The sequence below is a fragment of the Enterococcus sp. DIV0213h genome (assembly GCF_051711285.1).
Taxonomy (GTDB): domain Bacteria; phylum Bacillota; class Bacilli; order Lactobacillales; family Enterococcaceae; genus Enterococcus_D; species Enterococcus_D casseliflavus.
The window spans coordinates 1,489,191-1,512,766 of record NZ_JBIOMH010000001.1 but is presented as its reverse complement, the minus strand read 5'-3'; the positions used below and the strand labels follow the sequence as shown (position 1 = coordinate 1,512,766).

Below are 23,576 nucleotides of genomic sequence, written 5' to 3'. Positions count from 1 at the left end.
TTGAACTTGCGAGAAAAAATATTACGAGTGGCAGAGAACCTGTTTATGCAGCAGGGGTATCAAGCAACTTCTACTAGACAGATCGCAGAAGCCGTCGGCATCACCCAACCCAATCTTTATTATCACTTCAAAGGCAAAGAAGCCATCTATTATGAAGTGATGGTCTCTTTGGCACAAGAGGTTTCTGGAAAGCTAAATCAGACCGTTGAAGATACTTCCTTGACGATCTCTGAAAAAATCTTGAACATGTTTCTTTTTTTAAGAAGTCGGCATCGGATCAATTTTTATATGATGATGCACGACATTCAGCATACCGTTTCTGAGGACACTTCTAAAAAACTGTACTTGCTTTGGCGGAAAAATTACAAAGAACCGTTTCTTGACTTGTTTCGTCGCAGTGATTCCAATCTCCGTTCGGATGTCGACCCAGAATTTGTCACCAGTCAATTGTTAGTACTGATGGCGGCTCATTTGGACTCACCAGAAAAAGAAGACAAGATGCCAGAAGCGATCGATTTGTTTTTATTCGGTGCACTAGGCAATGGGCCAATTGCGAAATAGCTGGAACGTTGGCTTTTGTCCCGAGAATAATCATTCGACGAATTTCTGACAATCGCGTACACTGATCCAGTAAACAGAAACTTAAAAGGATGGATGTACATGTCAAAAAATCGAATCGAAGCCTTTACCGATGCGGTCATTGCGATCGTAATGACCTTATTAGTATTGGAATTGCACCAGCCCGAAGGCGATACCTTTGCTTCTTTTTTAGGAGTGGAACAGCAATTTATTATTTATTTGATCAGCTTTGTGATGTTAGCGATCTACTGGAACAATCACCATCATCTGTTTCAAGTAGTATCTAAAATCGACGGTTGGACCTTGTGGGCGAATCATTTGTTGATTCTGGCACTGACCCTCTTTCCTTTTGTAACGTCATGGGTCAGTCGTTATCCAGTCGCTCTTGCCCCACAGCTGCTATACGGGGCTGTCATTTTATTGACGGATTTCAGCTATTTCCTAGTTGGAAAATCCTTGGTTCGTGCCAATCCTGACAATCAAGCCATCGTGGAACTGTTTCGCGGATACAAGAAACTCTACTTTACGTTGTTTATCAACGTGCTGGCATTGCTCCTCGGCTGGCTGATCCATCCCCTATTTATCATCACACTGGATAGTCTTGTACTATTGTTGTGGGTGATCCCTGAGAAAAAAGTAGAAACCTTTTTAAAACAATAAAAACACTTGCGTCCTTCTCCTAAAAGCGGTGAATGATTGCGCACAAGCAGCCGATTGGTCTACTTTTGCGCAGTCATCCATCAAGAGAAGGACGCAAGTGTTTTTTCTAGCGAATTAAGTCTTTCCCTGGTGCCTGTAAGACTTGTTCAACTTGTTCTTTGGTCGTTAAGGGGACATCTCCCAGCATCGTATGAGCCAAAACTGCATTCGTGATAGCAAAATCAGCGGTGCGTTGGAGCGACCATTTTTCGGCATAGCCTAATAATACGCCAGCAGCATAGGCATCCCCTGCCCCGATCCGATCCAACACTTGCAGCAGCTGCGGTGCCGTTTCATAGGTATCTTGTGCCGTAATGATCCTTCCGCTGATAAACTGCTTGTCTTCCACGGCTAGACGCCGTGTCCCGCAGAACCATTCTAGTTGATACTGGTCAATAAAGGATTGGATCAACGCAAGCTCGGCGCCTTCGGTTTCCTCTAAGGGATAAGCCAAGAGCTCCTCCAAGTCACGGACAGAGCCGAAAACTAGATCACAATAGGGTAGGATCGTTTCATACCGTCGTTTCAGTACCTCCCGATTTAATTCTTCATTCAAGCTTGGACGGAAGTTGAAATCAAAGCAGACGCGAATCTGCTTGGCATGGGCCTGTTTGGCCAAAGCCAAAGCTGTTTGCCAGGTTTTCTCAGTCAAACTAAGAGAGATCCCGCAAATATGAATGAGATCGACCGTTTCTAAAAACCCATCGATAGCATATTCTTCTGGACCTGAAACGCCAAAGGAACTATGATGTCGATTTTGATACGTCACATAGGTCGGACGAGCGCCGTAGCCGATCTCGGCGAAATAACTGCCGATATGACTATATTTTTTGCCAACAAATGCCGTTTGAATCCCATAGGAACGCAAGCTGGCTTTTGCCGTATCTCCTAATCGGTTGGCTGGCACCTGCGTCAGCATCGACGTCGTCAAGCCGAAATGCGCCAAATTGCCTAACAGATTGACCCCTGTTCCCGTAAAATCCATCCGCAAAGAGTGGGTCTGTTCCAACGTTCGATATTCTGGTGGCGTCAACCGCATCATTACCTCACCGTAAGCACCGATCCGCATCATTGATCCCCCCTATTTGGCTGCTGCCAACACCTTTTTCGTCATTTCTGCTAATGTCTGTACATCTCCAGGGCGTGTGTCCCCTGTTTCTCCATCGATGATCGAGCTGTAAATATGTGGAATGATTTTTTTCACTCCTGCATCAACAGCGATCTGCAAGATTTCTTCAAAGTTTTCTAAATCGATACCGCCGGTCGGTTCCAAATAAAAATCATTCGCGGCACAAGCCTCGGCTACCGCTTGATATTCTGCTTTATGAGCCAACCCTTTCATTGGAAAATACTTTATAGAACTAGCGCCCATGTCTTTTAATAAAGCGATCGCTGTTTCAACTGGGACTTCTGCAGATGGAGTTTGTGAACTCAATGGACCAGTCGCAATATTGACATAGCCGACTTTTCCCGTTGGTGAAACAAGGGCATTGACGATCGTTTCAGATTGTCCTAGCAAAGCTCGTGAGGTCCCCGCTCCCGTGAACACTTGGTTAACATGCTGTGGTTGAAGAACAGCGGAAATTCGGGAGACCATTTCACTTTGATTGGGGTCGCCAGCACCAAGCCCTACAGAAAGGGCATTATTTGTTGCCACTTGATAGTTCTTCATGTCAGCGATAGCCGCCTCGTCACTATCATAGTTTTTTGATAAAACACCTAGGACGATGTTGCCCTCTGCTGCTTCGTAACAAGCTTTCGCATTGTCGATGGAGTTTGCTAACACATTTAGACAGACACGGTCAGCGAAATAATTGGGTGAAGTTTTCATTTTTGGGTTGCTCCTAACATAATTTCTTGTAAGCGATCAGTGATCACTGCCATTTCTTGTTCATTGACTGCTCGGATATCAAATTCAATAATGCCGTTATTGGCTTGGTACTCACGGGTATAAATCGCTGGTTCTCCTGCTTTTAGCGCGTCGATCACTGCTTTGGCACTTGGTTCTTTCACTTTAACACTCGCCCGATAAATGTCTCTGCCAGCGCTGTCTTGAACGATTTTTGCTTCGAAACCAGTGATTTCATTGATTGCCGCAATAAATGGTTGCAGACGCTCTTGCATCGAAGCGCCAGATTCTGTTCCCTCCGCTAGATAATCCGTCACGGCTTGGGTAAATCCGAGAATATTGTCTTTACCGATTTTCATTGCTCGACCTATCCCTTTGGATTGCAGGCGCACCCAAGAGACATAGGGCTGCTTGCCGATCACTAAGCCAGCACTCGGTCCTGAAAATGCTTTGGCACCTGAATAGATCACTAAATCAGCACCAGCTTGGGTATAGGCAAACAAATCTTCCTCAGCAGCCGCATCAACGATCAATGGAAGATCGTGTGCCTTGGCAACTTGGGCCGTTTCTGCTACCGTCAGCATACTTTTTTGAACGGTGTGATGACTCTTTATGTAGAGGATCGCCGCCGTTTCGGGTGTGATCATCTGTTCAATGTGCTCGGGTGTACACATATTGGCATAGCCTGCTTCCACTACCTTCCCACCACCTTGTGTCACCATCACTTCCACTGGTGTGCCATAATCTACGTTGTGGCCTTTGGGCAAGATGATCTCCCGCTTACTGATTTTCTCACTATATGGATGATACAAATGATAGCTGTCGCCTTGACCGATGAGTGCCGCCACTGATTGGGCGATCCCCGCTGAAGCGGAAGAAACGATCTGTGCATCTTCCGTTTTCAACAATTCTGCTAAATAGGCTCCGGTTTTTTCTGCTAGATCTGCCATTTCAAAGAAATGCTCCCCGCCGTAGCGCTGGGCTGCAAGCACACTTTCGCTGACTTTCGAGACACCTAGAATCGTCATTTTGCCAGAAGCATTGATGACTTCTTTCAAGCCTAATTCCTCAATATTCAGTGTCAAAAAGTTCCCCTCCTATCACCGCTTTTTGCGGCACGATCTGTTGTGTCGTGATTCGGCGATTGCCGTTAGAATCCGTCAATTCCTTTTCGCCCGCTTCAAAGCGGAAAATCGTAAAATCAGCATCATATCCCAATGCGATCTCGCCTTTGTTCTGTAAATGAAATTGCTTCGCAGGGGCACTGGTCACCTTCTCGATGATCTCACGCCAATCATACCCTACGACCGCTAATTTTTCCATAGTCGTCGCTAAATCAAAGACTGGTCCATTGGTACGATTGCGAATGTAGATATCTGTACTAATGGAAGAAGCCTTCAGCTGATTGGCAAAGGCTGTCTCCGCCACGTCAAAATTGAAACTGTCTGTCCCATGACCAATATCGAAGACCAAGCCTTTTTCATAGGCAGCAAAGACGAAAGGCTTGATGGTTTGGTTTGTCTGATCCAAAATCCCATTGGCTTTGCCGTTAAAGCAATGGGTTACCACATCGCCTGTTTCCAATTCAGCGAGAATCTCTGCTAAATTCGGTGGTGCTGAACCAATATGGACCATCAAAGGCAGCGGTTGATTTTCAGCTTGGATCGTTTTCGCTAATTTTAACGGCGTGATGCCATTTTCGCCGATCACCGTTTTGCTCATTCGGGCTTTGATCCCGACGATAAAGTCAGGAAACTTCTGCAGTGCTTCTTTGACCAATTCTTTTTTGACTTTTGACAGATCCGCAAGTTCATCCTGCTCTACGATCCCCCATTTGGAAATGTTGACTAAAGCAAAGACATTGGTTTTGGCTTCTTTGGCTAAATCATAAAACCGATGGATATTTTCAGCGCCCGTCGTCCCCGCATCGATAACGGTCGTGACGCCTTGTTTGACACCGATCTCGTCTGGATAATCATAATAGAGCGTCATTTCCTCGAAACAATGGACATGGTCATCGATCCAACCAGCTGACAAGAACTCCCCTTCTGCTAAGGTCAGCTCTTGTTTCGCCTGCTCCTGCAATGTGGGTGCCAGAGCAGTGATTTTGCCGTCTTGAATCCCAATATCAAATACTTCTTCATCGATCGTGCGGGCTTGACGAATAATCATATCAAACATTTCGTTACACCTTCCTCTCTGTGAAAGTGAATTTCGACCAAGGATGGATAAAGGGCAGCAGAACTAACTCTTGTTCGACGATCGAACCGATTTTATTTTTTCGTGGATCTGAGTGAGGCTCCAGCACGACTTGCAGCTCGTTTTTGTACTTGCCAAAACGATCGTTGCCGATCACAACGTCCCCTCGTTGAAAGACGCCTTCGTGGTCATGGACAGGATTGTCATGGTTCTTATACTTTTTACGAACTTCTGTGGAACGGATCATCCGATCGGTGATGTCGCCTCGACGGTAATGCTGCTCGTCCAGGGCGATTTGGCGTTCAACTTCATTGATTTCAGGCACAAATTCAATAGCAAATGCAGTCTGGTAGCGATCAATCGCTCCTAGCGCTGCCAATTCTGCTTCAGAAGCATAAGCATTTCCGATAATGACATCGTCGATCAAGCCTGTGGCAAACAAATGCTTTGCAGCTGTTTCTACAGGCATTTTCCGGTGCATTTCTAAGGTCGGTAAGCCATCATTGATATCCCAAGGTCCGATCGTTCCCGTTTGAGAAGAGATAAATGCGGCGGTTCGAATGCCTTTTTCCTTGAAACGACGACTGCATTTTTCAAAGAAATCATAGGGCAAGGCAGTCCCTTCTTGCGGATAGAAATTGTGGCAGCCATATAAGTAAGGAATGTTGGCTTGATAGGTCAAAATATTGTCTAAATACGCCACATCATTGCTCATATTCAATTCAACAGCTAAGCCAAAGGGATTGTAGGTCAACATCGCTTCTTTATTGCCGTCAAAGCCTAAATCTAAACGAATCCCATCGGCACCTAGTTCATGGAAAAAGGTCAAGTCATCATAGGAGATGCCTAGTTCCGAAAAGATGGCTGGTGCCACGTCTAAAATCGTTTCATAGCCTAATCCTTTGGCAAAATCAATCAACGCTTTAAATTTTTTCTGCACATTTTCTTTGCCGTCACTCACTTCCAGCATACTCATAAAAATGCGGCTAAAGCCATAATCATGGGCTAATTGCAGATAGGCTTTGTCTGTTTCAAAATCACTGTGATCGGGATACACCGATACTCCTAGTTGTCTTTTCAACTTATCTCATCCTCATTTCTTCATAAAAAGCAGTAAAACGTGTCAGTAAAAGCGAACTGCAAACAATCGTCGCCGTTATCGTCAAAAATGGTCCCCACGGAAACTGACGGCTCAGTAGGATCGCTGCAGCAACGCCAAGAATCCCGAACAAAAGCATCCGCCAAAACGGCACTTCTTGAATTTTTTCCCTTGTGCTGATTTTGTTAACCAAATTTGACAACCAAAAAATAAACAAATGGCATAAATCCCCATGTTTGCACCTCACTCTTTTTTGTCTTGCTTAAGCGGCTGTTTCTTCTTCTTGTTCGCGGGCAATCTGCTGTTTCTCAAAGACTTTAAAGAATGGGTAGTAGATTGCGAGTGTGATAAAGAAGTTGACGATTACTAAAATCGCTGCTGCGATACTCCAGTCCGTACTCATCCAGGCGGCGATTGGTGCTGGAATGGCAAACCCAAGTCTGGCAGCCATCATCGGTACGACACCCGTAATAGTCGCGAAGTAAGAAATCGTTGTCGTAATCAATGGTGCCACCAAGAACGGAATGCCTAAGATTGGGTTCATTACGATCGGTGCACCGAAAATCACTGGTTCATTGATATTGAATAAGCCTGGCAAGATGGATAAACGGCCCAATTGTTTCAAGTATTTTGATTTGGAGAAGAAGAACAAAACGACCAACGCTAAGGTCGTACCGGCTCCACCGATCCAGACGAACCATTGTAAAAATTGTTCCGTAAAAATATTAGGCAATTCATGCGCATTGCCAGATGCTTGGAACGCTTCCATATTTTCAGCGATGGAAATATCCCAGAATGGACGAATGACAGGACCCATGATGGCTGGTCCATGAATCCCCAGTACCCAGAAGAAACAGATCAAGAAGACAGTCAATAAGCCACCAAACAAGCTGTTACCAGCTAGCACGTCTTTTAACGGCATCAACAAGTTACTTAAAAAGCCATTGATATCAAAGCCTAACATATGACGGATCACCCAGAACAAAATCAGGATCGCTCCTCCAGGAATCAACGCCATAAATGAATTCGTTACTTCTGGTGGCACACCATCTGGCATTTTGATGGTAATGTTTTTTACGATAAAGAAACGATAGATTTCAACGGACAAGATCGCCGTGACAATCGCGCCAAACAAAGAGCCTGAGCCTAAGTTTGCCACATTGATATAGCGTCCTGCATCAATGATGCCTTCCACAGAATCGAAGACTCGCAACGGTGGTGCAGCGGTTACAAGAAAGGACATCGTTGCTAAGATACCCGCAGTCAATGAATCCAGCTTGTAGCTTTTTGCTAGCGATGAAGCAATCCCATACGTTGCATACAATGCCAATAATCCGACTGTATAACGAAAGGGAATATCCAAAACTTCCCGATACGGTTCGATCACCGCAGCGACTGATTCGATGGGAAAATTCAGTAAGATCGTGAAGAAAGACCCAACGATCGTTAACGGTAACGTAGCGATGATCCCCTTACGAATCGCTACCATGTGCCGTTGCATCCCCACTTTATTTGCAATCGGCATCAACTTCTGTTCAATAAATTCTACAAACCCTTTCATAATTGCCTCCTTAGTTTATAACATTATAATGTTTATACAAGGATAATAGCACAGAGGATCTGGGTTCGTAAATAGTTTTTTAAACAGTAGATAGAATAATCTTTTCGCAATAACATTTCCTACAGTAACCATCAAGCGTCCTATCGTTGTCCTTTCGGTCGATACTGATACATAAAACGATTTTGGATGACGGTACAATTGATAATAAGTAACAAAATGAAAACTGGTGCCAAAGGAGTGCGGATCAACAAGAAAAACAAACTGAGTAAGAAAAGTAAGGAAACAAGTAATAGTTTCCAAAAAGCCAGCGTGATTTTGGCATTATTTTTTTCTAAAAGAAGATGGGTCAGAAAAATCAAGAGCAAACAACTCACTACTAGAACCATTCTACTCACCTTCTTTAGCTGTTTCTAGCTCTTGCGCCACTTGAAGTTTCTCAAATGCTTTAAAGAATGGATAGTAAATCGCTAATGAAACGAAGAAACAGACGAAGACCATCAAACAAGCAACCCAATTCCAATTTGAGGTAATCAATGCGCCAAGAGGTGCGGGAATCGAAAATGGTGGTTTGACCATCATCTTAGGCATCCAATCTAAAGCGGTAACGATATAGACTAAGATAGTATTAGCGATTGGCACAAGAATAAACGGAATTGCCAACAGTGGATTCATCACAATTGGTGTCCCAAAGATCATCGGTTCATTAATATTAAAAATCCCTGGTAAAATGGAAAGACGACCCAATTGTTTTAAATAGTTTGAACGAGAGAACATAAACAAAACAACCAATGCAAGCGTTGATCCAGTACCACCCATTTGCGCATACCATTGATAAAATTGTTCGGTAAAAAGATTTGGTAGATCAAAGGCAGACATACCGTTTTGGAATAATTCCGCATTTTCTAAAATTGCTTGATCCCAAAATGGACGAATGATGGGTCCTAAAACGGCATGGCCATGAATACCCAATACCCAGAAAACGCAGATAACAAATTGTGTGATGATACCGCCAACCAAATTATTGCCTGTTAAGAAACCTTTTAAAGGAGAGATGGCGATCGTCAGTAATCCATTTAAATCGAAGCCGAAAAAGTGGCGCGGAATCCAAAAGACTAAGATAACCAGCAAGGTTGGTAGGAGTGCCGCAAAGGATTCGCCTACAACAGGCGGTACGCCTTCTGGCATCTTGATTTCCAAGTTTTTTGCTTTTGTAAAATGATAAATCTCTACTGAAACTAGCGCCGCAATGATCGCACCGAATAATCCTTGTGATCCAAGTGAAGCGATGGGTAAATACCTTCCTGCAAGTACGGCATCTCCTGTCGTGCTGATGCCTTCCGCCAAATTGATCGGAACGACCATTAAAATCGTCGCTAACATGGATAAAAACCCACTTGTTATTCGATCGAGTTTGTAACTAGCACCTAAGTTGGAGCCAATCGTAAATGAGGCATAAAGAGACATTAACCCCACCGTAAATCGAAAAGGAATGTCAAGTGCCGGTAAATAAGGAGCGACCCATTCGGTATAACCAGGAATCGGCAAATTTAAAATAATGGTGAAAAAAGAGCCAACGATCGTGAGCGGCAAAATAGAAATCAACCCATTTCGAATTGCCTGCAAGTGCCGCTGCTGTCCAATAGCATTGGCAATCGGTAATAACTTCATTGCAACCGAGTCTAAAACTTTCATTATAAAACCCTCCTAAAATTCGTTTGAAAAACCATTTTTTTGAATCACTTCTTTAAACCATAGACCAGACTTTTTCATCGTTTTTTCTCCCGTTTCTAAATCCAGACGATAAAAGCCATAGCGATTTTTGAACGCATTCTGCCAACTCCAACAGTCCACAAATGTCCACATGTGATACCCCAGACAGTTACTCCCCTCCATCATTGCTTGATGAAGCTCAATTAAATGCTCTTTTAAAAAAGCAATTCGGTAGTTGTCTTGCACTTGCCCCCCTTCGATAAATGTTTCTTCTCCCTGGATTCCGATGCCATTTTCTGAAACAAACCAATCAATATTCCCATATTCTAACTGGATTTTTTTAGCGATATCATACAAGCCATGAGGATAAATCTCAATCCCCCTTGAAGTATTCATTCTTCTGCCAGGCATCTCGTAATCATCGTAAAACCATTCTGGTGCGAAAACTCCCTCGGGATTAGGCAAAGATTCTTTGGCTTTCACTCGCCGTGGACGGTAATAATTGATTCCTAACAGATCAATCGTTGTTTCAGCAATCAAGGCAAGATCTTGTTCTTCCACTCGTGGCATTTGGTTGTAGCGCGTTAAAATAGCCTTTAACTCCTGCGGGTAACGACCTTTTAAAATCGCTTCATTAAGCGAGCGAGTATAGAAGAGGTCTGCCATTTCCGCTGCTTTTAAGTCGGCAGGATGCTGGCTTCTTGGGTAAACTGGAATCACATCCATAATGATACCGATTTTTCCTTGATATGTTCCTTGTCGAAAGACCTTAACTGCCTCACAGTGAGCAAGGATGATATGGTGAAGTACTTGCGCCGCTCGTTTAAAATCAACTACATAAGGATAGTGTCGGTCATGCAAATAGCCGGCTTCTGCTGGAATCATCGGCTCATTAAAGGTAAACCAGTACGCAACTTTCTCATGAAATAGATCAAAACAAATTTTTGCATACGCCCGATACGCTTCGATGACCTCACGATTTTCAAATCCGCCGATTTCTTGTAATTTCATTGGCATGTCAAAGTGATAAAGATTGATAAACGGTTTGATGCCTCTTTGATTTAACCCATCAAGCATTCTGGTATAAAAGTCAACAGCTTCTGGATTAACTTCCCCTGTACCTTCGGGAATAAGACGTGACCAAGAGATCGAAGTCCGAAAAGAATTAAAAGAAAGTGCCGCCATTCGATCCAAATCCGCTTCCATTTCCTGATAAAACCTTGATGTATGTTCTGTTGTAACTCCTTCAAAAAACCGATGGTTATAGTTTTTTGATGCATAATCCCAAATGTTTTCTCCTTTATTGTCTCCAGCAATCGTTCCTTCTGATTGTGTCGCACTTGTTGCTGCACCCCAGAAAAAGTCCTTCGAAAAATTATACGCCATGTCGCCCTCCTACAATTCCTTTTTTACTAAGCGAAGCATCCGCTTACATTCTTGAACAACGAAAGTATAGCATGAAGTAAAATCAATATAATGTTATAATCCAAAATAGAAGACGTATTCATCCCTTGTCATTTGTTCCACAAAAAAAACACTTTGTTACGGAGGTGCATCATGCTTTTTCTTGACTACAATCCTGAACTTACTGCACTAGAATACGAGGTTTACCGATTTGTATCAAAAAACTTGGCTTCAGTGTCTAAAATGAAGATGAAAGAACTTGCCAAAGAGACCCATACCAGTACTGCTAGTATTAGCCGCTTTTGCAAGAAATTTGAATGTAATACGTTTACTGAATTTAAGATCAATTTGCGCTTTTACTTAGATTCTCTCGTAAAATCTAAAATATCCGATAGTGATGAATCCCAAACAATTGATTTCTTGAAGCGAGTAAACCAGCCCTTTTTATCTGAAAGAATCGATCGAGCAACAGAGATTCTTAAGAACAAAAGCTTCGTGCTATTTATTGGATCAGGCTTATCTGAAACGATTGCGGAATATGGCGCACTCTATTTTACTGACTTGGGAAAAACGGCATTAAAAGTTGACGATCCCTCAAATTATCCTATCGACTGGTTTCCAGAAGACATATTGTGCAAAACCGGTATCATTGTTTTGTCTATTTCTGGGGAAACACAAGAAATGATTCGATACTTACAAAAGTTAAATCAAAAAGATTGTCAGATTATTGCCATCACGAATACTGAAGATTCAACCATAAGCCAGTTATCCGACTTAACGGTGCCCTATTACATCGAAAGAGAGACTATTTTTAAAGCCAGTCAGAAAAAAGAGAAAACCATTGAACTGACTTCTCAACTACCAGCAATCTATTTAATTGAAAAAATTGCCAAAAGAATACGCCTATCAGAAGAACTTCTCTGATAGGCGCAGGTAGTTTCATTTATTCAGCGATCTTCACAATCTGTAACTAAATCAAATAAAAGTTCCACCAAATAAATGGCTGGAATTTGTGAGGACAATGAATCAGCTGCTTGATTATCGGAAAAATAATAAGCAAAGTTTCGCTCAGAAAGTTTGGCAATTGACGTTGTTGAACGATTTGTTAGTGAAATAGTCGAAATTCCAGCGGTGGTACATTCAGTAATCAAGGATTCAAGGAATGGATCGGCGCCTTTATTAGAAAAAACCAGCAACGTGGCTTCGCTACTTAAGGTTCGCCAAACAGATTTAATCGGTGCTGCTTCTTCCTCTACGCTCACGATCTTATCTAAACGTGCAAACTTTTGTTGGGCATAGGTCAAAGCAAGTGTTGATTCCCTATCACTGGCTAAGATCAAAAGTTTTGTCTTGCTTATTCGTTTAGCAATCGTTAATAATGTTTCTCGATAGAAGGATTCATCCATACGTTCAAAAAAATAGTGCAGGGCTTTTTTATCTTGTTTGAATAATCGGTCAGTCTTTCCTTGTTTCTGTAACGTCTTTTTCAGCTTGATTTTAAATTCTGAAAAACCTTCGCAATCAAATTTTCGACAAAACCGTAGAACAGTCGTTGAGCTAGTTTTTGTTGCATCCGCCAACTCACGAATAGACATCGAACAGACTTCTGCTTGCTGATTTAATACGTACTGAAATAGTTGCCATTCTTTCTTACTAAATGACTTATTCTCGGCAGTGAGTTCCATCAGTTTTCTCCTTGCTGCGCACCTTCGCCTTCAAACCATCTTCTTCTCATAAATAAAATCATCCATCACAAATCCTGAACCAATCGTAACGGTGCGTTCAGAAACACGCGTAAAGCCGCGATGCTCATAAACAGCGATCGCCTGCTGGTTTTGTTTGTTGACGTTTAAATGCAGTGTTTTGCCTGAGGCGATCTCCTCATACCAATCAAAGACTTGGCTGGCATAGCCTTTGCCTCTAGTGGATTGATGGAGATACAATTTACTTAAATAAATCTGTTGCTGCGTTTCTTCATACGCTGTATATCCTACTGCTCGGTCTCCTTCTAATAACAAAAGATAGACTGCTCCTTGCTGGACTTCGTTTTGAATCGCTGCTGGTGATTGGTAATGAGCCAGCATATACGCGACTTGATCGGACCCAATGATAGGTGTAAACACTTCTGGCCAGATTTCTTTGATCAAACGATCCAACGTTTGGAAATCTTCAGGTGATTGAACGATTTTTTTTGTGATTGCCATAAGAACCCCTTCTTTCTGCTGCACGAAACAAAAACTCGTTTATAAATATCTCTATTATAAGGGATAAGGAAAAAAAAGAAAGGGCACGTGGAACAAAGACCCCAAAATGTCTCAAAAGATGGTAAACTAGAAGTGAAAAAATGGTGACGAAAAGGAGGTAGCAACACGATGCAGCTCTTGCAACTACTTTTACTGGCAATCATTTTTGTTTCGTTCTTCATGGCGTTGATTGGCTGGGTTTTATCGATGACCAACGGCTTGATCTTCTCTCGTTCTCCTCAGCAATTTAAAGCGCATGCCCATGATCCTAACTATGAAAAAGAACGACAAGCAGGCAAGCGCTTGAAAGAGATTATATTCCGACGCATTGTTCCTCTAGGAATAGCCTCTTTGTTCGTCTATGGGTTAATCGCACTATTAAACGTCCTTTAAAAGTTTTTAAAAAGACTCAAACAAATCAAAAAACAACCGGCATCTTTTCCTGTTGATCAATGCGCCTTTCGCTTTCGCTGAGGGGAACATCAATGCATAAGATGCCGGTTTGTTTTTTATTTGCTTACTGCTGCTTTAGAGGCTTGAACTTTTTTCAGTAAAGCGAAGAGGACTTGGCTATCATCAATAGCCGCAATATATTGTTGGCAAAGTGCCATCATTTCTTTTTCATCCATTTTATCTAAAGAAATAACTAATTCATTTTCTACTACCTGCTTATTATTCATAGGGCTCCCTACTTTCTTCCTTTGTTACCTCTAGTTTGCCATGAATAAGCAGGTTCCGTAAGAACTTTTCAGTTTACAAACAGGAAACGGGTGGTTTACATCCTTGTCCTATCAAGGTTTTGCCAGAAAATTTATTCGGTAGCAGGCTCGATGTGGATGTCAGTATCAAACACCTGAAAACGATCAGCTAAGAGATCTTCAATAGCATCTGCTACGTTATGACTCTTTTCAACCGTCAAAGATTTGTCCATCGTCACGACGACATCGAGAAAAACATTGGCGCCATACATTCTTCCTCGAATCGATTTGACAGATTTCACTTCAGAAAAACCAGCGATTGCCGCTTCATACTCCACGACTAACGATTCATCAAACCCATCAGAAAGTGAAAAGGCACTCTCACGAAAAATATCGACGGCGGTTTTGATAATCAAAAGAGCTACCACGATCGCAGTCAAACTGTCCAACCAACCGATACCAAATGAGGCGGCAAAAATAGCGATCGCCGTTCCAATACTCGTCCACGCATCGCTGCGGTTGTCTTTAGCAGCTGCTAGCAGAGCGGAGCTTTTTACGCGAGCGGATAATCGCTTATTATAGTAATACATGCCATACATCAAAATAGCTGAAATGATACCGACGACTGCCGCGATCATATCGGGACTTTGCGTTTCTCCGAGTAGAATCGTTTGAATGGAAGACCATAAGACCTGCAGACCGACTGCCAGCATAATCAAGGATGTTACGAGACTTGCCACGTTTTCTGCTTTCCAATGACCATATTTATGGTCTTCATCTGCTGGCTTTTGAGCCAAACGCAAACCAATCAAGACAGCGATCGACGCTACGATATCCGTCGCATTGTTCAACCCATCTGCCCATAGTCCTTCAGAGTTTGCCAAACGACCGATGGCAAGTTTGGCGATGGAAACCAAAATGTAAGCAACGATACTTAAGATGGCGCCTCTTTCTGCTTGTTTTAATTCTGCGTATCTTGTTTGATTCATGTCATCCCCTCCAAATAGTCAACTTGAAAATAATAGCTGAAATTTTCACAGTTTGCATCATTTATTTGAGAGATTTTATTTTTTAGGAGCGGCAAACATTCACTTCTAGTGAAACGAATTTCTGTTCTGAGGACACCAAAAAAGCAGGACCCATAAGGGACTCCTGCTTTTTCTACTTTTTCTTTCACAAAGAAGCATGGCTACTCATTCACCAACAACTGGCGATTTCTTTCACTGAATTTCTCATTGTGGGATGAAACCATCGCCTGTGGGACACTGGTCGGTTCTAAATAGTGTTTGATTTGGTTGACTGCTTGCGCAGCATCTTGAAAGGCTCCCGCCAAAAGATTCACTTTGCCTTTGAAATAATGAATGTCGCCCGCCGCAAAAACACCGGGATGGCTAGTTTTTGTAGGAATCTCGCAATTGAGGTAAAAGTCTTCATGGCGTGCAAGATCAAAGGAGACTTTATCTAACAAGCCACTGTCACGGTCATACCCGTGTTGGATCAGTAGATGATCACATAAAAAATCGATCGTTTCATGGTTGGCACTGTTTTTTAGTCGTAGAACCATATTGAATGTTTCTGCTTGATTCACCCCATCGATGGTGTGATTCATCAGCACTTGAATCCCTTCTGCTTTCATCTTCTTTACTTGTGCTTCATGGGCTTTCAATTTTTCTCCTCGGTAACACAGGGTGACTTTTGCACCATAAGACACTGCTTCGATCGCATAATCCACTGCCGCATCACCGCCGCCAGAGATCACTAGATGCTTGCCTTGAATCGCTTGCTGGTCAGGAAACTGATAGTGGATATAGTTGTCGACATTATTATGGATGAAACATGGCAATTTTTGCGGAGAAACGACACCGCCGCCGATACAGACTAAAACGGTGCGTCCAACATGGGTCCTCCCTTGGTCATCCACTGCATAAAAAAGGTCGTCTTCCTTGGTCAATGAAATGATTTTCGTTTTCAGATAGATCGTTGGATCAAACAACTTGGCCTGTTCAATCAAGTGTTCTTTGACTTTCTTTCCCTTGGTGGGCGGCAATGCACCCACATCCCAGACCATTTTTTCAGGATAGAAATTGATCTTCCCGCCTAATTCGGCTTGTGCTTCAAACAATACGACCGATAGATCACGTAATCCAGCATAAAAACTCGCATAGAGTCCAGTGGGTCCTCCGCCGATAATCAGAACATCTGCTATAGTGGTCATTGGCTAGCCTCTCTTTCGTAAATGAAAATCATTCTCAATTAGTTAGTTCGATTATAGACAACGATCGTCCATTTGTAAAGAATTTTCTGAAAACAAATTAATTATGTTTACCAATTATTTTTCTTTACATTGTAAAGAAAAAAGCCTTTTCCTGAACTTCTGGTAAAAAAAAGATGAGCAGATTGTTATTTTTTCTCATTTTATCTAGTGATATATTTGTGATCGTCCCTGACTTCAAGGTATACTCTTAGAAAGTAGGTGAAAAAATGGAAGTTGAAAAATGTTACGCGCCCTTACCGGACGGGTCTGTCCTCTATTACGAGAAAACCGGTTCAGGACGCCCTCTTTTTTTATTGCACGGAAATGGCGGCAGCAGTGCCTATTTCTCAAAGCAGGTCGACGCCTTGCGTCAAAAACATCAACTGTATTTAATCGATAGTCGAGGGCATGGCGAATCCACTAATACGCAGAAGAAAATCGATTTTTTTAAAATGGCAACAGATCTTTTAGCAATTATTCAGCAAGAAAAGCTAACGAAAATCGCCTTACTAGGATTTAGCGATGGTGCCAATCTGGCGATGGTCTTTTGCCATCTCTACCCAGAGCATGTCAGCTGCATGATTTTAAACTCTGGCAACACGGAACCGCGAGGTGTGAGGCTCTTTTCTCGAATCGGCAGTGTCTTGCAATATCTGATCGTTTGGCTTTGTTCCCCATTCTCCAAAGGCATGCGGGGCTTTCTGCCTATTTTGGGATTGTTGTTTCGTCCAATCGGTTTATCTACAGCCGATTTGAAGCACCTCAGTGTGCCGACATTGATTTTGGTCGGCAAACGTGATTCGATCAAGCTTTCCCATTCTTTTTATATTGCAAACAGTATTCCTCAGTCCAATTTTATCGTCGTCAAAGGACAAGGACATAGTTTTGCACGAAAAAATCCAGAAGTATTTAATACGAAAGTTTTATCTTTTTTAGAAAAGGTCGGTGAATAACTATGAGAATCTTTACTTGGCTCCGCGACCACCGCTCACTGTTTAAAACCCTCTTCTTAATTGCAGTCGCCGTGATCGTGTTCGGCGAGCTGCTTTCGTTAAGCAAGACGATCTCGATTGATCAACTAAAACAATTGTTTGCGCAGCTATCCCTTTGGCGAGTGGCTTTAATGGCTGTCATTGGCTTACTGTGTGTCTTTCCCATGGTCTTATATGATATCGTCTTGAATCGCTTGCTAGGGGACAAACCTGATCGCCGTTATTTACTAGAAACCAGCTGGATCATCAATACCATGAACAATTTGATCGGCTTTGGCGGTTTCATCAGTATCGGGTTACGGTCGGAATTTTATGGCAAAGGAAAAAAAGGCAAAGACGTTGCCCAAGCAATATCGAAGATTTTTATCTATTTGATGTCTGGTCTTTCGATTTTATCGCTTGCTGCGCTGGCATTCGTCCTCTTCGGTCCCACGACCGATTATCTCCAACAGTATTGGATCTGGCTTTTAGGCGGCAGTCTTTATTTTCCAATCGTCTATGCGCTTAGTTTTTCCAAAAAAAATGCCTACTTAGGTGGGCTGCAACGACGCGATCGTCTGCAGCTGATCGCCGCTTCCTTATTGGAATGGCTAGGTGTTTTTGCCGCCTTCTTTACGACGGGTCTGTTGATGGGTCTCTCGGTCGATGTGTTTCAGCTGTTGCCGCTTTTCATCGCTGCTTCCGTGATTGGGATCGTCTCGATGATTCCCGGGGAACTGGGAACCTTTGATGTCATGATGATCATGGGAATGGGTTCACTACAGATTCCCCGTGAAAGTGTCATTGCCTGGCTCTTGCTGTTCCGTCTGTTTTATTACATCATTCCCTTTTTGATCGGTTTGCTTTTTTTCTCAAAAAATGTCGGTGTCTCCCTCAACCAGCGCTTTTCTGGTATTCCAAAAAGCTTGTTGTTGGAAGTATTCCACAAAATCGAGGTGTTGTTGCTTTATCTGACTGGAACGATGTTGGTGCTTTCCGCCACGATCCCAGAAGCCTTTGATCAAATCAAATGGTTAGCCCACCTCAATCCGATTCGCTTGAATTTTGTAATGCAGTACCCGAGTATCTTTCTCGGCTATCTCTTTTTGATTGCCGGTCGCGGCATCTCTGCCCGTGTCAGTCGCGCGTATGTGCCGACGCTTTTGTTGATTGCAGCAACGATCGGCTATGCTATTTTTGCGGGTTTCCGCTTTTCGACCATGCTGTTTCTTCTATTATTACTGGCGATCATGATTTTTTCAAAAAGCGAGTTATTCCGAAAGCAACTGGTTTTCGCTTGGGAATGGCTCACGATCGATGGTTTGCTGATTGGTTCATTGACGATCCTCTATGTCATTATCGGGGTCTACAATATGCCCCATATCAATCGGCATCCGACGCATCACCATTCGATGGATTTTTTGCTTTTCCCTTCTGAAAAATTATGGCTCCAAGGCTTCGTTGCGATTTTATTCGTCGCCGTTGCGATGCTGCTGTTTGCCCGCTACTTGATGGGACCAAAGCACCAACTCGGCGTCAGTGCCGCCACCGATAAAGTGAAGCATATTTTGAACACTTATGGCGGCAATAGCGACAGCCATCTTGTCTATTTAAAAGACAAGCAAGTGTACGTTTATCCAGAAATCGGCGAGCCGACGGTCTTTTTTCAATTTACGACCTTTAATAATAAATGCTTAGTCATGGGGGATCCTTCTGGGAAGCAAGCAGACTTTCCCCAGGCACTGGAAACCTTTCTAACAGAGATGGATCAGTGGAATTACTTGCCAGTCTTTTATGAAAGTAGTGAAGAAATGGTGATGTTGCTGCATGAATTTGGCTATGACTTTATCAAATTCGGTGAGAAAGCCTATGTGGATCTGCCTAGCTTCACTCTCTCAGGAAAGAAAATGAAGGGACAGCGGGCATTGAACAACAAGATCACCAAAGAAGGCTTTACCTTTGATGTGCTCACTCCACCCTTTTCAGCCGAAACCTTTGCCACCCTTAAAGAAATTTCTGACAACTGGCTAGATGGACGGAAAGAAAAAGGGTTCTCCCTTGGATTCTTTTCAGAATCCTATCTGAGTACCGCACCAATTGCAGTCGTCCGTAATCAGCAACAAGAGATCGTCGCGTTTGCTTCCTTTATGCCAACTTATCAGACAGGCTTAGCTTCCATTGATCTGATGCGTCACGATCCTGAAAAAGCCCCGAACGGAACGATGGATTTCTTGTTTATTCAGCTGTTTGACTATTTTAAAGAACAAGGCTACCAACAATTCGATTTAGGTATGGCACCATTAGCCAATGTTGGTACTTTCCGCAGTAGTTTCTTACAAGAGCGGATCGCCTATCTCGTTTACACCTTCGGGTCTCGCTTCTATTCCTTTGAAGGATTGCGGGAATACAAACAGAAATATGCCGCTTCTTGGTCCCCTCGCTACATCTTATATTCTCGGGACAGTTGGATCGGTTATGTCATGATTGCCCTGTTGATTGTCGATAATCAAGCGGCAGACAAAACGAAATAAAAAAGCTCAAATGCGCCGGTTTATTCTCGGAGCATTTGAGCTTTTTTAATTGTTGCGCTTAGAAGTTATTCTGCTGATTTAGATGGTGCGTTTTCCCAAAGTTGTTTGACGACTGGAATATTTCCTAGTTCCGTCATATTGGATGGCAGAATGACCGTGTTGGTATTGCTGTTGACCACGTCTTTAAAGGCTTCGATCCCTAGATAAGATAAGGAGCGCTCGTCTAGCTGGCTTTCTTTGATTGCTTCATTGATAGCTAAAATCCGTTTGCGTTCAGCTTCAGTGATTTTCGCGATTCGTTCCGCTTCTGCCTCAGCATCGATCCGTACACGTTTTGCCCGCGCCTCTGCATCGATTTGGGTTTGTTCTGCCCGAGCTTGCGCGTCGATCGTCATTTGAGAAGCTTTGGCTTCGGCACTTAAGACTGAAGAAGATTTCTCCCCTTGGGCTCTTGTGATCATGGATTCTTTGTCTCTTGAAGCTGTGATCAATTTATTCATTGATTCAATGATTTCTTGGGAAACTTTGATTTCCCCGATATTGATCCGGTCGATCGCTAACCCATAGCCAGCAGTGATGTCTTTGATCGAAGTAAATAGAGCCACGTTGATTTCTTCAGTTCCATTTAGAACCTCGTTCAGATCCATTTTCCCGATGATCCCCCGTAAGTTTGATTGGGCATCTTGAATCATTGAGATAACGGAGTTTTCATTTTCGTAAACAAAGGCACGAACATCTGTGACGTGGTATTTGATTGCTTCATCGATCTGCACGATTACGTTGTCTTTTGTAATTGCACTTTGCGGTTCGATCTCCAGAGGAATCTGTTTCAAGGACACTCTTTCTCTTACGGTATATAAAATCGGAACAAGAAAATGAAGACCTGGTTCCAACGTTCGAACATATTTCCCAAAACTTTCCACAACTTTGACTTCCCCTTGACGAACGATCACAGCAGTGCTTGCGATCAGCCAAATCAGAATCACTAATACGAAGATAACTAAAATAATTTGGATAATGATCATTGTAAAAACCCTCTTCCATTTTCAAATAATGTATTGTTAACACGGGTCAATAAGACACCGTTTTCAACCCCGATAATCTCTAACATGACATTTTCAGCAGGAATCCCTGCAATCACCCGATATTCTGTGTAGGTGCCATAAAGACGGATATAGCCTGAATAATGATCCGTCAGCGATCGAAAATAACGTCCAACCGCGCGTTGTTCCATGTAGTCTACGATGATTTTCCACCCTCTTTGCCTTCGTGCAGGTTATTTTTCGTTTCAATTGATTCGTTCATTCTATGACAAGTGTTACTAACTATAATAGCACGTTTCACCCAAGAGGACAGTATACATTTCATAATTCCCTCCTTTTTAGAAAAAAAGACGAGCTGAAAACAAATCCCTTGCATTTACCAATTAAATTGCATACAATCTAATTGTACAAAATATAAAAATCAGGAGTGAAGAAATAATGAAAAAAATGTATTCGACAAAAATGATCAACACTGGCGGCCGTTCAGGAGAAGTTCATAGTCCCGATCATTCATTTGAACTAAATATTACTGCACCTGGCAAACGTGTTGAAAATGCCACCAATCCAGAACAACTTTTTGCGGCTGGGTTTAGTGCTTGTTTCAATAGTGCCCTTGAATTAGTGAAAAGCAACAAAGGAATCGACGGTGCTTCGACTGTCAGTGCACAAGTGACCCTATATGCAGAAAGTGAATCAAGCTTTGTTTTAGGCGTTGAGATCGAAGGTCAAATCGAAGGTTTATCAACAGAGGAAACACAAGAATTGCTTGAAATCGCTCATACCGTATGTCCTTACTCAAAAGCTACAGCTGGCAACATTGAAGTGACTGTCAAAGCCGTTAGCGAGTAGACTTTCGTTGAAAAAACAGCTATGATAAGAGGCGGATGTTAGAAAAAGGGGTGAAAACATGAATGTCTTAGCGTTAGAAAACCAATTGTGTTTTCCTCTATACGCCGCTTCAAAAGAAATTATCAAACAGTACAAAGACTTACTGGACCCGTTGAATTTGACCTATACCCAATATTTAGTGATGTTGGTGTTATGGGAAGATGAAGCGATCAGTGTCAAAGAATTGGGGAAGCAATTATGTCTAGATTCTGGCACACTGACACCGGTTTTAAAAAAGCTTGAAGCAAAAGGATACCTAGTAAGAAATCGAAATCAAGACGATGAACGTTCCTTGCGGGTCACATTGACTGATTCAGGCAAAAGACTCCATGAACAAGCACTAGAGATCCCCTACAAAGTAACGGAATTCTTGCCTCTTGAACCGGAAGAACTGTCAGTCCTCCACGAATTGACGACCAAAATGGTCCAAAAATTTCAAGAACAAGAAAAATGATCCGCTGTTTTCACAGTGGATCATTTTTTTATCTTTTAAACCTTCACTAACAAACAGCGAAGAAAACCAGATGACCTACGAAGCTTTGGTTTTCAATTCGCCAATAACATTTCGCAACTGAGTTAATTGTTCTGGGTCTTCAATTTTTTTGATCGCAATTTTTACCAGTTCAAAAATTTGTTCCTCCGTCAAACCACTTTGCAAAATCTCCAATTCGGTGACGGCTGGTTGGAAACGACGAGCCAAAACTGACCCACTCATCTTGATACTTGCGATCTCAAGTATCCCTTTATTGACTAACTTACGAATCACTGACAATGACGTGTTGCGATTCAAGCCGAAGCGTTCACTAAATTCGGTACAGCATAGCGGCTCATCCACAGCCCAAAAACAAACTAAGACTTCCCACTCTTTTTTTGAAAAACTCAAGTAATCCATAACTGCTCCTTTCCATGCCAATCAGGCTGGTTCTTATTTTCTAATCAAAACAATCGCAGCTATTGACATAAGCTATCTATCCTCTTCATTTTACGATTGTTTTTTCTTTCACTAAAAGGATTATATACCAATAATAATCTATTTTATTCATAATTTCAAAATAATTTTTATTTTAATGATAAATAACACGTTTAATTCTCCTTCTTCTCCATAAAAAAAAAGCGACTAGATGCGCTAGTCGCTTTCTTTTCTATCAAGTGATCCTAAGAAGAACCGCTTATTGGATGTTGAAGATCAGGCTTTCGTGCTCTTTTTCTTTTAAGGAATAGCCACAAAACTCTTTATTCAAATTCGGATAATCGCGTTCGATCATCTGAATAACCTCGATTTCCGTCAAAAATTTGTCTTCCGACAATTGCAGCGAGTTCAACAAGACAAAGCGTGAATCATAGCCTAAAATCTCTGGCATCAATTGCCAAAAATTTGAGTGATCAATTTGTTGGATCGTTTCTTCAAAGTTAGCAATCAATTGTTGTACATGATCATAGACTTTGGGATAATCAGATTTTAACAAATCCAACAGTGCTTGATCGACCACCTTATCCAAATAAGCCTTTGTGTCCGTATAGATTATTGAAGAAATCACTTATTTCATCAATCCTTTCATTCAAATGCCATATTCGACATCGTCAAGGATGGCTCCCTGTTCCTATATATAGCATATTATCGGTGATTTTCGTTCTCAGATTAAGGACAGAATCAAGAAAAAAAGGAGAAGTCGTTTTTGATTCCTCAATCTTACTCCACAATAGCAAAATTTTGCTGAACTGATAAGCAAAGCGAATCAGCAACATCTGAAAATGAGAAATTTGTCAGATTTCCCTCCTTTTTTAGATAGATTGCCTCTCTTCTATACGAAAAATCAGCCGCCAAGGATCGCATCCTTTAGCAGCGAT

27 protein-coding genes are annotated in these 23,576 nt (G+C 42.3%); 8 read left to right on the top strand and 19 right to left on the bottom strand.

What is annotated here, in order from left to right; translation table 11 throughout:
• Positions 1–561 carry a TetR/AcrR family transcriptional regulator gene (locus IGI77_RS06790; protein ID WP_010747950.1) on the top strand — a complete coding sequence of 187 codons (561 nt, stop codon included), beginning with the start codon at positions 1–3 and terminating at the stop codon, positions 559–561.
• A gap of 99 nt (positions 562–660) precedes the next feature.
• Positions 661–1,239: a TMEM175 family protein gene (locus IGI77_RS06785; RefSeq protein ID WP_010747949.1), complete on the top strand. Its 579-nt coding sequence runs from the start codon at positions 661–663 to the stop codon at positions 1,237–1,239.
• Positions 1,240–1,345: 106 nt separating this feature from the next.
• On the opposite strand, the gene IGI77_RS06780 is transcribed toward IGI77_RS06785, so the two are convergent.
• From IGI77_RS06780 to IGI77_RS06735, 10 genes are all read right to left on the bottom strand, one after another.
• Entirely contained in the window at positions 1,346–2,350 is a 1,005-nt protein-coding gene (locus tag IGI77_RS06780; protein ID WP_005225708.1) for a sugar kinase, read from the bottom strand.
• A 9-nt stretch (positions 2,351–2,359) separates the two neighbouring features.
• Positions 2,360–3,109: a 2-dehydro-3-deoxy-phosphogluconate aldolase gene (gene dagF, locus IGI77_RS06775; protein ID WP_010747947.1), complete on the bottom strand. Its 750-nt coding sequence runs from the start codon at positions 3,107–3,109 to the stop codon at positions 2,360–2,362.
• Positions 3,106–4,212, bottom strand: coding sequence for a DgaE family pyridoxal phosphate-dependent ammonia lyase (locus IGI77_RS06770; protein WP_010747946.1), 1,107 nt, complete (start codon positions 4,210–4,212; stop codon positions 3,106–3,108). Before IGI77_RS06770 ends, dagF begins: the two co-directional genes overlap by 4 nt.
• Positions 4,196–5,308 (bottom strand): amidohydrolase/deacetylase family metallohydrolase, encoded by a 1,113-nt coding sequence (locus tag IGI77_RS06765; protein WP_087627287.1) that lies wholly within the window; start codon positions 5,306–5,308, stop codon positions 4,196–4,198. The genes IGI77_RS06770 and IGI77_RS06765 overlap by 17 nt, the downstream gene beginning before the upstream one ends.
• Before the next feature lie 4 nt (positions 5,309–5,312).
• Positions 5,313–6,407, bottom strand: coding sequence for a DUF871 domain-containing protein (locus IGI77_RS06760; protein ID WP_034695473.1), 1,095 nt, complete (start codon positions 6,405–6,407; stop codon positions 5,313–5,315).
• Position 6,408: 1 nt separating this feature from the next.
• Positions 6,409–6,618: a hypothetical protein gene (locus IGI77_RS06755; protein WP_232845326.1), complete on the bottom strand. Its 210-nt coding sequence runs from the start codon at positions 6,616–6,618 to the stop codon at positions 6,409–6,411.
• 69 nt (positions 6,619–6,687) lie between these two features.
• Positions 6,688–7,986 carry a PTS sugar transporter subunit IIC gene (locus IGI77_RS06750; protein ID WP_005225702.1) on the bottom strand — a complete coding sequence of 433 codons (1,299 nt, stop codon included), beginning with the start codon at positions 7,984–7,986 and terminating at the stop codon, positions 6,688–6,690.
• A gap of 140 nt (positions 7,987–8,126) precedes the next feature.
• Positions 8,127–8,372: a hypothetical protein gene (locus IGI77_RS06745; protein ID WP_010747943.1), complete on the bottom strand. Its 246-nt coding sequence runs from the start codon at positions 8,370–8,372 to the stop codon at positions 8,127–8,129.
• Between the two features lies 1 nt (position 8,373).
• Positions 8,374–9,678: a PTS sugar transporter subunit IIC gene (locus IGI77_RS06740; protein WP_015509459.1), complete on the bottom strand. Its 1,305-nt coding sequence runs from the start codon at positions 9,676–9,678 to the stop codon at positions 8,374–8,376.
• A 12-nt stretch (positions 9,679–9,690) separates the two neighbouring features.
• Positions 9,691–11,082, bottom strand: a complete 1,392-nt coding sequence (locus IGI77_RS06735) for a glycoside hydrolase family 1 protein (protein WP_438769756.1) — start codon at positions 11,080–11,082, stop codon at positions 9,691–9,693.
• A gap of 171 nt (positions 11,083–11,253) precedes the next feature.
• Here IGI77_RS06735 and IGI77_RS06730 point away from each other — a divergent pair, with 171 nt between their 5' ends.
• Positions 11,254–12,024, top strand: a complete 771-nt coding sequence (locus IGI77_RS06730) for a MurR/RpiR family transcriptional regulator (protein ID WP_016620488.1) — start codon at positions 11,254–11,256, stop codon at positions 12,022–12,024.
• Between the two features lie 23 nt (positions 12,025–12,047).
• On the opposite strand, the gene IGI77_RS06725 is transcribed toward IGI77_RS06730, so the two are convergent.
• Positions 12,048–12,785: a MurR/RpiR family transcriptional regulator gene (locus tag IGI77_RS06725; protein ID WP_015509457.1), complete on the bottom strand. Its 738-nt coding sequence runs from the start codon at positions 12,783–12,785 to the stop codon at positions 12,048–12,050.
• Positions 12,786–12,815: 30 nt separating this feature from the next.
• Positions 12,816–13,304 carry a GNAT family N-acetyltransferase gene (locus IGI77_RS06720; RefSeq protein ID WP_086338388.1) on the bottom strand — a complete coding sequence of 163 codons (489 nt, stop codon included), beginning with the start codon at positions 13,302–13,304 and terminating at the stop codon, positions 12,816–12,818.
• A 168-nt stretch (positions 13,305–13,472) separates the two neighbouring features.
• Here IGI77_RS06720 and IGI77_RS06715 point away from each other — a divergent pair, with 168 nt between their 5' ends.
• Positions 13,473–13,736 carry a hypothetical protein gene (locus tag IGI77_RS06715; protein ID WP_123833853.1) on the top strand — a complete coding sequence of 88 codons (264 nt, stop codon included), beginning with the start codon at positions 13,473–13,475 and terminating at the stop codon, positions 13,734–13,736.
• A gap of 116 nt (positions 13,737–13,852) precedes the next feature.
• On the opposite strand, the gene IGI77_RS06710 is transcribed toward IGI77_RS06715, so the two are convergent.
• The 3 genes from IGI77_RS06710 to IGI77_RS06700 form a co-directional block, all read right to left on the bottom strand.
• On the bottom strand, positions 13,853–14,023 hold the full coding sequence (locus tag IGI77_RS06710) for a hypothetical protein (RefSeq protein WP_438769755.1): 171 nt from the start codon (positions 14,021–14,023) through the stop codon (positions 13,853–13,855).
• 131 nt (positions 14,024–14,154) lie between these two features.
• Positions 14,155–15,030, bottom strand: a complete 876-nt coding sequence (locus tag IGI77_RS06705; RefSeq protein WP_005225697.1) for a cation diffusion facilitator family transporter — start codon at positions 15,028–15,030, stop codon at positions 14,155–14,157.
• Positions 15,031–15,230: 200 nt separating this feature from the next.
• Positions 15,231–16,256: an NAD(P)/FAD-dependent oxidoreductase gene (locus IGI77_RS06700; protein ID WP_005225695.1), complete on the bottom strand. Its 1,026-nt coding sequence runs from the start codon at positions 16,254–16,256 to the stop codon at positions 15,231–15,233.
• A gap of 266 nt (positions 16,257–16,522) precedes the next feature.
• On the opposite strand from IGI77_RS06700, the gene IGI77_RS06695 reads away from it, so the two are divergent.
• Together IGI77_RS06695 and mprF are read left to right on the top strand one after the other, a co-directional pair.
• Positions 16,523–17,248 (top strand): alpha/beta fold hydrolase, encoded by a 726-nt coding sequence (locus IGI77_RS06695; protein ID WP_438769754.1) that lies wholly within the window; start codon positions 16,523–16,525, stop codon positions 17,246–17,248.
• A gap of 2 nt (positions 17,249–17,250) precedes the next feature.
• Positions 17,251–19,797, top strand: a complete 2,547-nt coding sequence (mprF, locus tag IGI77_RS06690) for a bifunctional lysylphosphatidylglycerol flippase/synthetase MprF (protein ID WP_074931775.1) — start codon at positions 17,251–17,253, stop codon at positions 19,795–19,797.
• 65 nt (positions 19,798–19,862) lie between these two features.
• Here mprF and IGI77_RS06685 read toward each other — a convergent pair whose 3' ends face one another.
• Positions 19,863–20,822 (bottom strand): SPFH domain-containing protein, encoded by a 960-nt coding sequence (locus tag IGI77_RS06685; protein ID WP_010747934.1) that lies wholly within the window; start codon positions 20,820–20,822, stop codon positions 19,863–19,865.
• Positions 20,819–21,031: a hypothetical protein gene (locus IGI77_RS06680; RefSeq protein ID WP_005225691.1), complete on the bottom strand. Its 213-nt coding sequence runs from the start codon at positions 21,029–21,031 to the stop codon at positions 20,819–20,821. Before IGI77_RS06680 ends, IGI77_RS06685 begins: the two co-directional genes overlap by 4 nt.
• Positions 21,032–21,278: 247 nt before the next feature.
• Between IGI77_RS06680 and IGI77_RS06675 the strand changes: the two genes are divergently transcribed.
• On the top strand, positions 21,279–21,689 hold the full coding sequence (locus IGI77_RS06675) for an organic hydroperoxide resistance protein (RefSeq protein WP_026008061.1): 411 nt from the start codon (positions 21,279–21,281) through the stop codon (positions 21,687–21,689).
• Between the two features lie 58 nt (positions 21,690–21,747).
• On the top strand, positions 21,748–22,182 hold the full coding sequence (locus tag IGI77_RS06670) for a MarR family winged helix-turn-helix transcriptional regulator (RefSeq protein ID WP_015509453.1): 435 nt from the start codon (positions 21,748–21,750) through the stop codon (positions 22,180–22,182).
• Positions 22,183–22,257: 75 nt separating this feature from the next.
• On the opposite strand, the gene IGI77_RS06665 is transcribed toward IGI77_RS06670, so the two are convergent.
• A complete protein-coding gene (locus tag IGI77_RS06665; RefSeq protein ID WP_005225688.1) occupies positions 22,258–22,620 on the bottom strand; it encodes a hypothetical protein in 363 nt (120 codons plus the stop codon).
• Positions 22,621–22,897: 277 nt separating this feature from the next.
• The gene (locus tag IGI77_RS06660; RefSeq protein WP_015509452.1) at positions 22,898–23,266 is read right to left on the bottom strand and encodes a DUF7006 family protein; all 369 of its coding nucleotides are present in this window, start codon (positions 23,264–23,266) and stop codon (positions 22,898–22,900) included.
• Positions 23,267–23,576: the final 310 nt, after the last annotated feature.

Coding starts and splice junctions, on each gene's coding strand:
- dagF (WP_010747947.1), bottom strand. CDS start 3,109: ATGAAAACTTCACCCAATTATTTCGCTGACCGTGTCTGTCTAAATGTG.
- IGI77_RS06765 (WP_087627287.1), bottom strand. CDS start 5,308: ATGTTTGATATGATTATTCGTCAAGCCCGCACGATCGATGAAGAAGTA.
- IGI77_RS06780 (WP_005225708.1), bottom strand. CDS start 2,350: ATGATGCGGATCGGTGCTTACGGTGAGGTAATGATGCGGTTGACGCCA.
- mprF (WP_074931775.1), top strand. CDS start 17,251: ATGAGAATCTTTACTTGGCTCCGCGACCACCGCTCACTGTTTAAAACC.
- IGI77_RS06715 (WP_123833853.1), top strand. CDS start 13,473: ATGCAGCTCTTGCAACTACTTTTACTGGCAATCATTTTTGTTTCGTTC.
- IGI77_RS06665 (WP_005225688.1), bottom strand. CDS start 22,620: ATGGATTACTTGAGTTTTTCAAAAAAAGAGTGGGAAGTCTTAGTTTGT.
- IGI77_RS06745 (WP_010747943.1), bottom strand. CDS start 8,372: ATGGTTCTAGTAGTGAGTTGTTTGCTCTTGATTTTTCTGACCCATCTT.
- IGI77_RS06680 (WP_005225691.1), bottom strand. CDS start 21,031: ATGGAACAACGCGCGGTTGGACGTTATTTTCGATCGCTGACGGATCAT.
- IGI77_RS06700 (WP_005225695.1), bottom strand. CDS start 16,256: ATGACCACTATAGCAGATGTTCTGATTATCGGCGGAGGACCCACTGGA.
- IGI77_RS06785 (WP_010747949.1), top strand. CDS start 661: ATGTCAAAAAATCGAATCGAAGCCTTTACCGATGCGGTCATTGCGATC.
- IGI77_RS06720 (WP_086338388.1), bottom strand. CDS start 13,304: ATGGCAATCACAAAAAAAATCGTTCAATCACCTGAAGATTTCCAAACG.
- IGI77_RS06740 (WP_015509459.1), bottom strand. CDS start 9,678: ATGAAAGTTTTAGACTCGGTTGCAATGAAGTTATTACCGATTGCCAAT.
- IGI77_RS06735 (WP_438769756.1), bottom strand. CDS start 11,082: ATGGCGTATAATTTTTCGAAGGACTTTTTCTGGGGTGCAGCAACAAGT.
- IGI77_RS06730 (WP_016620488.1), top strand. CDS start 11,254: ATGCTTTTTCTTGACTACAATCCTGAACTTACTGCACTAGAATACGAG.
- IGI77_RS06725 (WP_015509457.1), bottom strand. CDS start 12,785: ATGGAACTCACTGCCGAGAATAAGTCATTTAGTAAGAAAGAATGGCAA.
- IGI77_RS06695 (WP_438769754.1), top strand. CDS start 16,523: ATGGAAGTTGAAAAATGTTACGCGCCCTTACCGGACGGGTCTGTCCTC.
- IGI77_RS06705 (WP_005225697.1), bottom strand. CDS start 15,030: ATGAATCAAACAAGATACGCAGAATTAAAACAAGCAGAAAGAGGCGCC.
- IGI77_RS06750 (WP_005225702.1), bottom strand. CDS start 7,986: ATGAAAGGGTTTGTAGAATTTATTGAACAGAAGTTGATGCCGATTGCA.
- IGI77_RS06670 (WP_015509453.1), top strand. CDS start 21,748: ATGAATGTCTTAGCGTTAGAAAACCAATTGTGTTTTCCTCTATACGCC.
- IGI77_RS06710 (WP_438769755.1), bottom strand. CDS start 14,023: ATGAATAATAAGCAGGTAGTAGAAAATGAATTAGTTATTTCTTTAGAT.
- IGI77_RS06685 (WP_010747934.1), bottom strand. CDS start 20,822: ATGATCATTATCCAAATTATTTTAGTTATCTTCGTATTAGTGATTCTG.
- IGI77_RS06675 (WP_026008061.1), top strand. CDS start 21,279: ATGAAAAAAATGTATTCGACAAAAATGATCAACACTGGCGGCCGTTCA.